We start from the raw sequence: 14,213 nt of genomic DNA, 5'->3' as shown, positions 1-14,213 counted from the left end.
CTCTCCTTGAGCCGACTGCCCTACCTTGACGGTTGTTTATCTGGCTCCCGCTCCGCGAGCGGAGAAGGTGGAATTAGGCTTCCCCACTCCCCGGGTTCAGCACCCAGCTCCAGGAGAATCGTGCCTCCTCCGGCGATTTCTTCATGGCGGACCCAGGCGCGGTTCAATGCCTGACCGTTAAGCGAAGCAGACAGAATATACCTTTTGCCGGACCCGCTGCCTTCTCCTATAGTCTCAATCGTCAGAGGAACCGGATTCGCCTGTGCGCCCAGCAGCAGCGTCACCTTATTGAATACCGGGGGAACGAGGAAATAGAGGTCTTGACCCATCAACGGATACAAGCCCATAGCAGAACAAATGAAGAAGGCACTCTGGCAGCCCATATCCTCGTTATCCCCTAGTCCATCACGTTCAGCCTTGAAGTAGGTCTCCAGACATTCCCGGACCCGGTCCGCAGCCTTATCCGGTCTTCCTGCATAAATATAGAGATAAGGAATATGCAGCATGGTTTCTTTGGAGTTATAGAATCCCCCGTCAAAAAAATAATCCAAATGCCGGATGAATGCCTCCTTCCCCCCATGCCGTTCAACCAGTCCATGAAAATCATGATGGGTGCTGAACGACCATTGCAGGCTGGTGCCCTCATAGAAATACGGATCATTCCATGAATCCGGCAGGCAGGATTCCGGGTCAAATGATTTCACCCATTCCCCGTCTGGCCGCCGAGGCGCGAAGGTGCGCAGATCCTCCCGCCACAGATTCCACAGCTTCTTCGAGCTGTCGTAGTACTCTGCTGCCGTCTCCGCCTGCCCAAGCTCCTCGGCTAGACGGCCGATACACCAGTCCTGATAGGCATATTCCATATGACGGGAGACACAGTTCTTCTTCACATCCGTGGACAGGTAGCCTAAGGAGTGGTAATCCTTCAGATGACGGCCGTAGAGCCAGGTATCCGGCGAGGGAACCTCATTATTCTTGCGCATCTGCTTCAGGGCCTTCGCATAGTCGATGCCCTCAAGCTTCTTCAGCGCAGCTTCACAGAACAGAATATCTGCGGAGCTTCCCCCTTGGATCATGGCGCTATGCCCCATGATCCAGGCGTCCGGCAGCCAGCCGGTATGATCCGCGATATCCAGCAGACAATTCAGGATATCCGCTTCAAGCTGCGGATCGAGCAGTGTAATCAACGAATTCGCGTTCCGCACACTATCCCAGAGCGCGTACAGGTCGGTATAATGCCGGACCCCTGATTCCCAGGCAAAGTTCTCATCGTCAACTCCGAGGTCACTCGGCATACAGAACAGACGGGTCATCAGGGTATAGAACAGCCGGGTATGCTCTCCGCTCCCCCCTTCCACGGTGGCCCTGCTGAGTTTATCCTCCCAGATGTTACTAGCCGCCTGGCGTATGTCATCGAATCCGGCGGACGCTTCCCGGTCCACACTGGCTCTGGCCTTGCCAGTACTTACATAAGAAATGCCAGTCTTCGCCACCAGGACTCCGCAGTTGCCGAAGCTAAGGGAGGCCTTGCAATTCGGGCCATCCACAGACGCCCCTTGGCGTACTCCGCCCGCATCCATCAGCATATGGCTCTGTATCGGCTGGTCGAAGCGGATATAGAAGTAGACGGAATAAGGGAATTCATGCCCCCAGCCTCCGCGCAGGTCGCAGCGGCCTGCCAGCTCATATTCGGATAGAACTTCAATATATCCCCCGGTCGAAACTCCGGTGGTCTTCCCCGGCTCATCCCCGCCAACCTGAATGACCGCCCCTCCGTCAATCAGCAAGCCCGCCGATGCATCAGCCGGATAGCTGTAACGGTGGACTCCGGTCCGCATCGTGCTGGTCAATTCAGCCTGGATAGCGGCAGGCAGCAGCTTCACACTGTAATACCCTGCTTCGGCATGTTCATCCCCCTTCTCATAGGGGTCTAACTGAAACCGCGGCATTCCGGTATAGGGGGTGAAGCCGACATTGCCATAACGCCCGCCGCCACCGGTTCCGCTGACATGGGTATGGCTGAACCGGATAATCGGCCGCGAGCTGTCGTACCCGTGGGATAGGTGCGGCGGCAGGGTATCCGGTCCAAGCCTTACAATGCTGTTCGGCAGATAAGGCCCGCACAGGCAGTTATTCTCCCCGTCCACGCCGATAAACGGATCGACATGGTCCACTCTTCTTTTACTCAAATCAGGTCCTCCTTCCTTGCCATGAATCTATTCCCTCTACCAAAAGATTTCATGCTCTCCCTTGAGCTTCAGCAAGGCTTCCAGGAAGAAATAGTCGCCGTAAATGATCGGCACCTCGACTTCCGCACCAGCCGGGAAGCTGCCGGTCCCCTTGGTAATGAGCGCTTCTTCCGCCGGGTCCTCCGGCGCGTAATGGCGGAACAGCGATTCCGTGATGGCACTGCCGAGCTTCCGGTACCGGTCGGCTTCTTCACCCTCCAGCAGATAAGCCATCTCCAGCATTCCGCTGGCCGCGCAGGCAGCAGCCGTGGAATCTTTGGCCCATAGCTGATCGGCAGGTGCGCGGAAATCCCAGGGCGGCACCAGATCCTCCGGCAGCGCAGCAGCGAAGAAATCCGCTGCCGCCTTGGCAGCATTCATGAACCGGATGTCACCCGTATACCGGTATCCGATCGCGAATCCGTAGATCGCCCAGGCCGATCCGCGCGACCAGGCAGAATCCGGACTATACCCTTGTCCGCCCAGCGCTTCGATCCGCTCTCCTGTCTCAGGATCGAACCGGACGATATGATGCACCGATCCGTCCTCCCGGATGAATTCCCGCAGCGCCATTTCCGAATGGGCGACGGCGATGTGACGGTACCGGGGGTCCTGCAGTTCCCCGCTGGCCCAGTACAGCAGTCCAAGATTCATCATGCAGTCGATGATTGCCAGACCTTCACTGCCTTCATGCAGCCAGGCACGGATGAAGTTCCCCTTGAGATTGAACCGGCTGGCTAAATGGCTGGCAGCGATCAGCCCTCTTCTCCTGGACAACCTGTTCCCGGTGAGCTTGTAATCGGCAACCGCTGACAGACTCCAGAGGAATCCGTTATCGTGATGGAGCTGTTCATATTCCTGAAGAGGCGCGTCTAATTGCTCCTCGCAGCTCTCGGCAATGCGCCGGTATTCCTCATCGCCCGTGGTCCGGTAAGCCAGCCACAGAATGCCCGGCCAGAATCCGTTGGTCCAGCAATCCGGGTCACGCGCATCATATTGTCCGCCGTAGGTGGCATTGGGGAAGGTGGCGCCGATCCGGCTCCGTGTGCGGCTTAATTTGTCCTGGGCATAGTCCCAGGCTTCGTTGATCCAAGTCTCCATAGTCTCTAGGTCTTCCTTTCTCGTCTACAAATTAGAGGGCAGGAAGTCCGGAAACAACGGACCTCCTGCCACCCTTTCCATGGTCTGTTATTGCGCTGCTTTCCAGGCATCAATCTGGGTCTGCAGTTCGGTCTTGACCTTCTCAATACCGGCTTTCTTCAATTTCTCATTGCGTTCCGTAAGCATCTTGGCAGGGTCAGGAATCGCCCCTGTGCTGGCAGCCCGGTATTCACCAATGACCGAGGTTAGCTGGGTAATCTCGTTCTTCACCGGCGATTCATCGAAGACGAAGCCCAGCAGCGGCGAACGTTTGGCCTCATCATTGAATTGCTTCCAGCTTGTATACAGATCATCCGGCTGGCCCGGCTTCAGATAATTGATCAGCTGATTGCCGACCACCCAGAACAGGGCAGAAGTGCCATACCCGGAATCGGCAATCGGCTCGATCCGGTTCTCGCTGATCTTCTTGTAATGGGTGCCTTCGATCCCGTTAACGAACAGGTTCACGGCATACGGATCGGTATGCAGCGCATTCAAGACCATCATCGCCCGCTCCGGGTCCTTGGAGGTCCGGGAGATGGAGAACATCGATCCGGCTGCCAGATCCGTGGTCACGATAGGCTCTTCAATTACCTTGGACACGAAATCATATTTATTGTCCGAGGCGATTTTCAGCTCAATATCCGCGCCCGGCTTCCAGACCGCCTGCTGCATCCAGATCTTGCCCTGCTTGCGTAAATCCCCGATCTCTGTCGTTGTAGTCGCAGCATCGCTGTTGATATAGCCCTTCTCGTAATAGCTGCGGTTCAACTCATACTCCGCTTTGGCAATCGCGGAAATCTCGGGATCGACCACCGACTTAATCTGGATGTTATCCGTATTTGTATAGTCGTATAAGAATAACGGAATCTTGTTCGGCGTCGGTCCGATGGCGCGGAAGTTCGAGCGGGTCTCATACATCATGCCTTCGCCCGATTCCTTGATGAAGTCCAGAATCAGCTCCGGCTCCTTCTCCTTCAGCAGCTTGAACCAGGGTTCAAAGTCCGACATCGTCTTAATGTCGTCAATCGGGATATTGTACTTGTCGATGATATCCTTGCGGTACGTGTAGGCCTTGCCCTGGGTAATCTCTTTGTTGGTCGGAATGCCGTATAATTTGCCTTTGTAGCGCGGAGCCTCCAGATAGATCGGATTCAGGTTCTCCGTAATGCCCTGCCCGTATTTGGCCAGCAGATCATCGAGATCGAGGAACGCGCCCTTGGCCACATTGCCGAAGAAATTAAGCCATGAGGCGGTAAATACCAGATCCATCGGCTCACCGGCATTCAGCATCAGCTCCGTCTTCTGCTTGTATTCGCTGGAGGCAATCGGCTGAAGATCCACGGTGGCATTGAATTTCTCTTTGAAATATTCACTGAGCTTGGCTTCCACAAGCGCATCATCCCGCTGCGGCGCCCCGAAGTAGATAATCGAGACCTCGTAAGGCTTAAGTGCTTCCGCGCCACCGGCAGGCTCTGCGCTGCTCGTGCTATTCGTGGCAGCCGCGCCGCTGGAAGCTGCCGGTTCGGCAGAACCCCCGTTATTGCCGCCGGAGCACGCATGCAAGGATAACGCCAGCATTAGAGCCATCGCCGTGAATAGCGTTCTGCGCCCTTTTAACTTTGTCATATGAACCCTCCTGTATGATCATGCTTTTATATAGAACGGCAGGCAGCCTGTGCTGATGCCGGTTCCACCGCGCTTTATCCTTTCACTGCCCCTACCGTCAGCCCTTTGACAAAATACTTCTGAAAGAACGGATACGCAATCAGAATCGGTCCCATCCCGATCACCGCCATAGCCATCTGCAGGGATTCGTTCGGAAGATTCTTCATCATATTGGGATTCTGGGCAGCCAGCTCCACATTATTGCGCAGATACTGCACATCGTTGAGGACACGCATCATCAAATACTGCAGCGGATATTTGTCCTCGCTGGTGATATACAGCAGCGCATTGAACCAGTCGTTCCAATAGCCGATCGTACTGAACAGGGCCATGGTCGCCAGGACCGGCAACGAGAGCGGCAGAACGATCCGCAGGAAGATTCTCAGCTCCCCCGCACCGTCAATTCTGGCCGATTCGATCACAGCCGGATGAATGGTCGTCTGGAAGAAGGTCCGCATAATAATAACGTTGAACGGCACAATCAGCATGGGCAGAATCAGCGCCATATACGAATCCTTGATATGCAGCGCCTGCGTATAGATCAGATATCTGCTGACCATCCCGCCATTGAACAACATCGTGAAGAATAAGAAGAAGGTAAACACATTACGGAACGGATAATCCGCACGCGAGATGGGATAAGCATACATTGCCATGAGCAGCACGCTAAGCGCTGTACCTGCAATAGTGATGGTGAAACTCACGCGATATCCCGACACAATCGTCATCCAGTCCTTGAAGATCGACTCATAGGCAATGAAGGACCACTTATTCGGAATGAAGCTGTACCCCTGAGTCAGAATGGACTGCCCGTCTGTGAAGGAGACAATGATCACAAGCAGAACAGGCAAAAAGCAAAGGAGTGAGAGGATCACAAAGGCCAGATTTAAAAGTACATTTGATAATGCGGAGTTTCCGCCGATCGAGCTGCTGGTGTCATTCGCCATGATGATTCTCCTTTGATTAGAATAATGCCTGTTCCCGGTCAATCCGTCTGACCATACTGTTGGTGGCAATGACCATAATGAAGCCCACCACCGATTGGACCAGCGCCGTCGCCGAGGACATCCCGATATCATTGAGCTGCATCAGGGCGCGGTAGACATACGTATCAACGGTATCTGTTACCGGATACAGCGCTCCTGAATTCATTGGTACCTGGAAGAACAGACCGAAGTCGGAGCTGAAGATGCTGCCCATGGACAGAATCGTCATAATAATGATGACCGGCCGTATAAAAGGGAGCGTGATATGCGTAATCTGCTTCCACTTGGAAGCTCCGTCAATCAGCGCCGCCTCGTAATATTCCGGATCAATTCCGGCAATCGCCGCGATATAGATCACTGCGCCGAAGCCTGCATGCTTCCAGGCGTTGACAAACACCAGGATGTAAGGCCAATATTCCTTCTCCGAGTACCAGAAGACCGGATCTTGCCCGAAGGCCTTAAGCACTGTGGCATTAATGAAGCCGTGATCCGGCTGCAGGAAAGCGTATACGAGATAACTCACCACTACCATGGACAGGAAGTGCGGCAGGATGATGAAGCTCTGGTACACCTTCGCCAGCAGCCGCCGCCGGATCTCATTGATGGCTACCGCAATCGATACCGACAGCACCAGGTTCATAATCATAAAGGTCAAGCTGTACAGTAGCGTGTTTCTTACAATTCTCCACATATCCCCCGAGGAGAACAGGAACTGGAAATTATCGAAGCCTACCCAGGGACTGCCCCAAATCCCGTCCAGATAATTCACATTCTTGAAGGCAATAAAGATGCCGAACATCGGCAGATAGCTGTGTGCCAGCAGGACAAGCACTGCAGGCAGCAGCATCAGTGTCAGCGCCTTGTACTTCCACATGGCATGGATAAATCTTGAGAATCCGGTGGTTCTACTCATGTCCATTACTCCTTTCATGGACTAATTATAGAACCATCCCGCCACAGCTTCGATGATGGATTCCCGTAAAAATGTGATCTTTTATCACTCAGTTACCGGCAGGTTCGGTCTTCGTCGGGCGCAGCGGCAAGGTAATGATCGCCCGTGTCCACCCCTCCCCGGTTCGCTCATAGGTTAATCCGTAGGCCTCGCCGTAATGGAGCTGGATACGCTGGTGCACGTTGCGGATACCGTAGCCTCTTGCACTATGCTCTTCCCGCAGAATGGCGGCAAGCTCCTCCAGATCTACCGGCAGATGCCCGTTGTCCTCTACGATGAAGCGGAGCGTTCCTTCCGCTTGAACAGCCGATACCCGGATCTCTCCTTCTCCATCCATCCCGCGTACGCCGTGAAGAATGGCATTCTCGATCAGCGGCTGGATAATGACCTTGGGCGTCTCATAGTCCCTCAAGGTATCCTCAATGTGCCACCAGACCTCAAAGGTCCCCGGATAACGTTTGGTTTGCAGCCGGGTATATGCCTGGGCATGCTCCAGTTCTTCCCCGGCCGTAATCATGGTCCGGCCCCGGCTAAGTCCGATGCGCAGCAGCATGGACAAGTCCCTGACCATCTCTCCTACCTCGATATTTCCGCTATCCAGCGCATACCAGTAGATCGAGTCCAGGGTGTTGTACAGATAATGGGGGGTAATCTGGGATTGGAGCATCAGCAGCTCATATTCCTTCTGCTTCAGCTTCATCCCGTAGTTTTCTTCTATCGAATGGTCCAGCCTGCGGGTCATTTTCACAAATGATCCCTGCAAAATGCCGAATTCATCATGCCGGAGCGGCTCCTCGGACAACGGCAGCTTAATGCCGGGCTCATAAATTTTCATCACAGAGACGAGCTTCACGACCGGCTTGACGACAAGTCTTACCAGATAGAGAACAAACATCAGGACAAAAGCCAGAAAAACAAAGGAGATGAGCACCAGCAGCTTTTGAAACCAGACTTGCTTGCCGGTTATGGATGCCAGCGGGATTTTGTACAATAACCGGGTGTGGAATCTGGAGCTGTCCGAATACGCATAGAGCCACTCCTCCCCGCCTTCCTCGGCGAAAGTATAGCCGTAAGCGGCGTCCGGTTCTACGTTCTTGTCAATTTCGGCCGCAGAAATGCTGCCTGACCCGGTGGACATCAGCAGCTCCCCGTTATCATTGAATAAGAAAGCTCCGGCCGCAGCAGGCAGCTCCACCGAGACCATATCCCGGGTCAGCATCACCTCAACCTTATGGACGACCAGCAGCCCGATCGCTTCGTTATAATTCCGGGGATTCAGAATACTGCGCATGAAGGAGACCGTTCGCTCGCCCGTAGCTGAAGGCATTACGCGCAGCGTCCCTGCCCCGCTGACATCCATCTGATTGACCATCACATCCGGCAATCCGCTGTTCACCTGATCCAGATATTTGAATCCTTTGGTCTTATGGGACAGATCGAACGGTGTATCTCTGCGCTCAATGTTCTTCATATATATCGCATATTCCGTGCCGCCGGTAGACCAGCTCTCCAGAATGTTGTCGGCCTGCTGGATTTCATTCAGGGTATCAATTCCCGTCCAGAAGCTGTACCCCGCCGGATTGCTGAAAAAATGATTATCCAGCAGCGTGATCGTCCGGTCATTGATCGCCGATATGGTTTTGTCCAGGGTCACATGATTCTGCTTCACCAGCTGCAGGGTGGTACTGCCGACCTCTTCCTTGATGGTGTGAAGCGCCACATAAGCTGAAATCCAGCCCACCACGATAAAAGGGAGAACGATGCAGAGCAGGAAGGCGAGGATGACTTTATGTTTGAGCTTGAGTTTGAGTTTAGGTTTCAGCTTCAGCCCGGTCCCCTCCTCTGGCCTTTTTGCGGAATTCTGCCGGAGTGAGGCCCAGCACCCGCTTGAACATCCGGCTGAAGTGCTCCGGCGATTCATACCCTACCGCATAGGCAACCTCATACCGCTTCTTGTCGGTAGCAATCATAAGGCGCTTGGCCTCTTCCATCCGCAGTGCGGTCACATAGTCCCAGAGGTTGGTTTTCATATCGCGTTTGAAAATATAACCCAGATGGGCCGCGCTGAAATGGACCTCCTCGGAGATATCCTGAATCTTCAGCGCCGGATTCCGGTAATGGTTCTGGATGTAGCTAGTAATCCGTGAGATGACACTCGGGTCTGCGGCCGGGTCCTGCGGCTGTTGCTGCGCCGAATCCGTCTGCTGCTGCTCTCTGTTAAGATGCTCCTGCATGACGATGTCGCCATAATAGAACACCTTTTGCCCGGGATGAACACTGCTCCGCCCGGCAGCCGCATCCGCTTCCTCCAGCAGTCCGGGAAGCGTGGAGATCCCCCCGCCAAGTGTGCTGAGTCCGATAATCGCCTCCGCATTCAAATGCTGCTTCAGGTTCATGGCGATCATCTGCCCGATCATCTGGATCTGGGAGTGCACTCTAACCTGGGGGTCCCCCATATCTTCGGCGGATAACTGGATGATGCTGATGATCGAATGGCCAAAGCCGTTAAAGGTTAGGCCGTCCCATTCGGACAACGTTTCGTTCATAATATTGAGGGCTGCATATTTCAGCAGCTTGCGGTCATGCAGCGTAACCTGCTGGCGGCTGAATCCGGCCTGGCTATAATCTATCCGGATGGTGATCACTCCGAAATAGGGTCCTTGCAGCAGGCCGCCCAATTCGCCGGTGATCTCTTCAATATCCTGCTGCGTCAGATTCCGCTCGGTAACCAGCTCCATCAGCCACTCCTCGCGCCGGGAATGATTCTGAATGTGATTGTGCTCCGCCTGCGTGCTTTTCTCCGGAAGCTCCTTCTGGGTTAACGCTTTGCGGACTACCCGCAGCAGTTCCGTCCGCTCCACCGGCTTCACCAGATAATCCTTGGCTCCCAGCCGGAGCGATTTTTTGGCGAAATCAAACTTCTCATGGGCCGAAATGACAATCACCGGAACATTCCACTGCTCCATATAGATATTCTCCATTAATTCAATTCCGCTCATCCGGCCCATCTGGATATCGGTAAGCACCAGATCATAATGGTCCATCCGTAAGTAGTCAATCGCTTCAAAGCCATTGATGGCCGTCTCTACCTCCGTGATGTTCAACTCCGAAGTGAGCAGGAAATTCCGGATCCCCGCACTCACTCTCGGCTCATCATCCACAACGAGAATTTTATACATGATGTCCCCCTCTTTCGATTGCCAATTCATCGCCAGGCAGCTTCAGGTTCTTCTGTGTACCACAGTACACTTGCAATAAATAAGCGTAGATGATCTATTTCCGCTTTTCTGTGATCTATTTCCGCATGTTGTGCCGCCATCTTCTATTCGTCCCCCGTTTCATAGGTATAGCCCCTTTACACCCCTAGTATAGATCACATATTTCCTGTAATTCATCATGGATTAGTGATAGTAACTCTTTTATGCTACTTTTGCAAGCGTTTTCATATAAAAGAAAGGAGAGCCGGGTTAACGATATTCCATTATGAGGAGGTTCTACGATGTTCATCCGAAGTCCATTCCCCCAGAAATTTAACAAACTCGTATCTGTAAGCCTCAGTCTGTTGTTAATTCTATGCAGTGTTGCTCTGTCCCCCCGGCCTGCCGCCGCTGCTGTCGCTCCCTTGCCGGGTCCCGCTCACCCTCTCTTGTATGATAATTTCGCCGGCGGAGGAGTGTTCAAGCAGAACTGGACCAACTGGTTCAATCAGAGCGGCGGGAGCGGAACCTTCACCAAGACCACACAAGGCACCCGCACCATAGGAAAATTCACGCAAACCCCAGCCTCCTCTTCCTCCTGGGCCAAGTTTCAGCCGATGAACGAGACCTTCGATCTCTCAGGCTACCGTTATATGAATCTGTCGCTGAACAATGCAGGGTATGCCCAGTCCCTTATTCGTGTCGTCATCAGCGACGGGATTACCAATTACAATCTGACCGGAGGCTATGTTCCCGCCACGGCTGCCTGGACCGATCTGCAGTTCGATCTCGATGCCTTGTCGCCCAAGATTCAGAAGAAGAAGGTGAAGCTGGAAATCTGGCTGCGGCAAGGCGGCGGGACTTACGGGGAGATGCTGGTCGATGATATTGTGTTCACTACAGCATCCAGCGGGTCCGCTCCCCAGCTAAGCCCGGCAGGGATGACAGCCAATACGGACGGCAGCTACAACCAGAACACCAATTTCACCTTTGAAGCCACGTATACCGACCCGGATAATGAGGCTCCTTTTGCCGTCCAAGTCATCATTGATGATACCGCCTATGCCATGCGCGAGACGGCCCCCGCCGATCAGACTTACACCGACGGCAAAAGCTACAGGTACTTGACGAAGCTTCCGGCCGGGTCCCATACCTACTATTTCCGCACTACCGATACGACCTCGGATGAAGTCGCTACCAGTGTCCAGACGCTGAGTGTTGTCCAGGCCTCCTCCGTAATTGATATTGCCGTGAGTCAGGCCGGATATAGCGCAGGTGATCTCAAGAATGCCAAGCTCATCTCAGACACCACCGTCACAGATGCCACTTATGAAATACTGGACGGGACTAATGTAGTCTATTCAGGGACCATGACCTATGAGGGTCTGCATTGGAACAAGCATGTCTACTCCATCGGCTTCGCACCTGTCACTGACTCAGGGAACCAGTATAGAGTGCGGAGTAATCAGGTATATTCCTACTCTTTTGAGATCGCTCCGAATCTGTGGGATCAATATAAGGATGAAATGACGGCCTTTTACCGGCTTCAACGGGCCTCCGTAGCGACCAGTGACGCTTATCCGGCAGGCTACAGCAGCGTCGCTCCTTCGGCCAAGCTCTACCATGCCGCAGGTCATCTGGATGATGCCCAGTCTGCTGACGGCCTGACCCATTATGATCTGACGGGAAGCTGGTATGATGCCGGGGATTACGGCAAATATGGCGGCAACCAATGGGTCGGCGCAGAGATTGCCTTGGCTTATACACGGTATGCTGACCAAGACAGCGTGAAGTACGATAACGACAGCAATGGTATCCCGGATCTGGTCGATGAAGCGATCTTCGGCAGTGAATACCTCATTAAGTTCGCAGATCAGCTCGGCGGGGAGATGTATAATCTGCGGAATAATGCTTCTTTCGTTCATCCCGAGAAATCTACTGACAACATCTCCGGCACCGCCGATGACCGGAAGCTGACGGACCTGAGTGTCGGCGGCTCCGCCAAGTCCGCAGGCACGCTTGCCGCAACCGCACGGGCCATCCGTACTGCGATTAGCGAAGGTGATATCGCGGCATCCCAGATTGCGGAGCTGACGGATTTCGCCAATCAATGCGAGAACGCGGCGGTTACCTTTTATGAATATGTGGTTGCCCATCCTGACGGTCCCATCGGATCTTACTCCACCAGAGGAGGCATCCCTAATTCCAAGCTGCTGGCAGATGTGGAGCTGTACCTGCTGACCGGCGAAGCCAAGTACAAGAATGCTGCTACAGCTACCATTAACGCGCTGACTCTGGGAGACATCTCCTCCACCAACTACTGGGATATGAGCCCGCTGTCCATGGCTGAATTCTATCCGGTTGCCGAGGCTGCAACGCAATCCCATATTCACAGCCTGCTGAAGGGGCAGGCGGATTACTTCCTCTCCATGACCGATGATACCCCGTATGGGGTCCTGAACCAGTTCAAGAACTTCGGGGTGAACGAGCCTCACGCTTCTTATCTGGGGGACCTGCTGCGGTATTACGAATTATTCGGTGACCCGGCAGCACTTCAGGCAGTGGTGAAAGGAATGTACTGGGTATTCGGAGAGAATCCGTGGAATATCAGCTGGGTATCGGGCATCGGCACCCATCATGTGATGTTCCCGCATACCCGCTACAATGAGGAATCCAATACTGCGGGTGACACCGGGATTATCCTTCCGGGAGCGATGGTCAGCGGGCCTAATATGAAGGACCCTAAGAATAAAAGCAGTGTAAGTCCGTGGTATGAGGACCGTTCCCTCTATCTGGATGATACCAATCAGTGGCGGTACAACGAATTCAGTATTAGCATCCAAGCCGGACTGCTCTATACAGTCATGGGATTAAGCGCCACTCCGGGGACAGGCACAGATCATGCAGCGGTGCCGCCTGCCTTGCCGGTCCTCTCTCCGGTGATTGGGGAATGGGTGCGCGGAGCGGTGACTGTTTTTGCCCAGGCGGGGGATGGGCTGAGCGATGTGGAATATGCGGCAACCGGATTGCCGTATCAGCCGATGACCGTCTCCGGGAATGTATATTCCTCGGTGAGCGGCGCTGTCTACGCTGCGCTCATTGATGAGAGCCAATCCTTGCCTTATACGAACCGGAGAGTCGATGTCCGCGCCAAAGACCCTTCCGGCGGCTACACCTATAGCTCCACTCATTACACCGTAGCTCCACCGTTGCCGGACCCTTCCACTCCGCTGTTATATGATGATTTTGGCGGGGCAGGGTTCTGGGGCGGTTCAGCGGCCAACACCACCTGGGTCAACTGGTATAATCAAAATGGCGGCACGGGAACGTTCACCAAGCTTACTGCTGATGGACGCTCTGCGGGCCAATTCGCCCAGACACCGGCCAGTGTGAATTCTGCGGCCAAGTTCCAGCCTTGGAACGATGTGGTCGATCTGAGCGGCTATCAATATTTGAATATTACGCTGAAGAATCCTGCCTCTCCTGATCTCAGGACCCGGATTGAGCTCAGTGACGGCAAACGAACCTACAATCTGACCGGCGGCTGGATCGAGGTTCCCTCCGACTGGAGTGATCTGCAATTCGATCTCAATGCCCTGACACCTGCCATCGATAAACGGACGCTGAAGATGTCCATCTGGCTGAAGCAGAATACCGTCACTCCGGGGCAAATGCTGGTTGACGAGATCAAAGCGACCAATAAAGTCAGCGGAAGCGTGCCGACCTTAACTTCAGGAGGTGTGGATCTTATAGAAGGCACTCCACAGACCGAGTTCACCTTCAATGTAACCTATACCGACGCAGACAATCAGCCTCCATTTGTGATGGAGCTTGTCCTGGACGGCGTTGTCCGCAAAATGCAGCCTCTAAATCCGGGAGACACGAATTATGCAGACGGCCGAATCTATCAATACAAGACCAAGCTGCCCCCGGGCCAGCATTCCTATTACTTCCACACCACAGACACCTTCACTGATGCGGTTAGCACCGGGGTGCAGAGTGGTCCTGAGGTTAGTGAATAACCGCAGCCACAGGATGCTTC

Annotated in this window: 8 protein-coding genes; 1 reads left to right on the top strand and 7 read right to left on the bottom strand. The window is 53.9% G+C overall.

Annotation, left to right across the window (positions count from 1 at the left end; translation table 11 throughout):
- Positions 1-20 precede the first annotated feature (20 nt).
- The 7 genes from NSS64_RS05745 to NSS64_RS05715 form a co-directional block, all read right to left on the bottom strand.
- Positions 21-2,189, bottom strand: a complete 2,169-nt coding sequence (locus NSS64_RS05745; protein WP_341139496.1) for a GH92 family glycosyl hydrolase — start codon at positions 2,187-2,189, stop codon at positions 21-23.
- Positions 2,190-2,225: 36 nt separating this feature from the next.
- The gene (locus tag NSS64_RS05740) at positions 2,226-3,329 is read right to left on the bottom strand and encodes a glycoside hydrolase family 88 protein (RefSeq protein ID WP_341139495.1); all 1,104 of its coding nucleotides are present in this window, start codon (positions 3,327-3,329) and stop codon (positions 2,226-2,228) included.
- An 87-nt stretch (positions 3,330-3,416) separates the two neighbouring features.
- Positions 3,417-4,997: an ABC transporter substrate-binding protein gene (locus NSS64_RS05735; RefSeq protein WP_341139494.1), complete on the bottom strand. Its 1,581-nt coding sequence runs from the start codon at positions 4,995-4,997 to the stop codon at positions 3,417-3,419.
- Between the two features lie 74 nt (positions 4,998-5,071).
- Positions 5,072-5,983: a carbohydrate ABC transporter permease gene (locus NSS64_RS05730; RefSeq protein WP_340939057.1), complete on the bottom strand. Its 912-nt coding sequence runs from the start codon at positions 5,981-5,983 to the stop codon at positions 5,072-5,074.
- A 16-nt stretch (positions 5,984-5,999) separates the two neighbouring features.
- On the bottom strand, positions 6,000-6,935 hold the full coding sequence (locus NSS64_RS05725) for an ABC transporter permease (protein ID WP_216857130.1): 936 nt from the start codon (positions 6,933-6,935) through the stop codon (positions 6,000-6,002).
- Positions 6,936-7,023: 88 nt separating this feature from the next.
- Positions 7,024-8,694 (bottom strand): sensor histidine kinase, encoded by a 1,671-nt coding sequence (locus tag NSS64_RS05720; RefSeq protein ID WP_341139493.1) that lies wholly within the window; start codon positions 8,692-8,694, stop codon positions 7,024-7,026.
- A gap of 91 nt (positions 8,695-8,785) precedes the next feature.
- Positions 8,786-10,153: a response regulator transcription factor gene (locus NSS64_RS05715; protein WP_341139492.1), complete on the bottom strand. Its 1,368-nt coding sequence runs from the start codon at positions 10,151-10,153 to the stop codon at positions 8,786-8,788.
- Positions 10,154-10,473: 320 nt separating this feature from the next.
- On the opposite strand from NSS64_RS05715, the gene NSS64_RS05710 reads away from it, so the two are divergent.
- A complete protein-coding gene (locus NSS64_RS05710) occupies positions 10,474-14,193 on the top strand; it encodes a glycoside hydrolase family 9 protein (RefSeq protein ID WP_341139491.1) in 3,720 nt (1,239 codons plus the stop codon).
- Positions 14,194-14,213 lie beyond the last annotated feature (20 nt).

The sequence above is a fragment of the Paenibacillus sp. FSL H8-0122 genome (genome assembly GCF_038005345.1).
Lineage (GTDB): Bacteria > Bacillota > Bacilli > Paenibacillales > Paenibacillaceae > Paenibacillus_AQ.
Note: the sequence above shows the minus strand (reverse complement) of the source record. Positions and strands in the feature narration are given on the sequence as shown.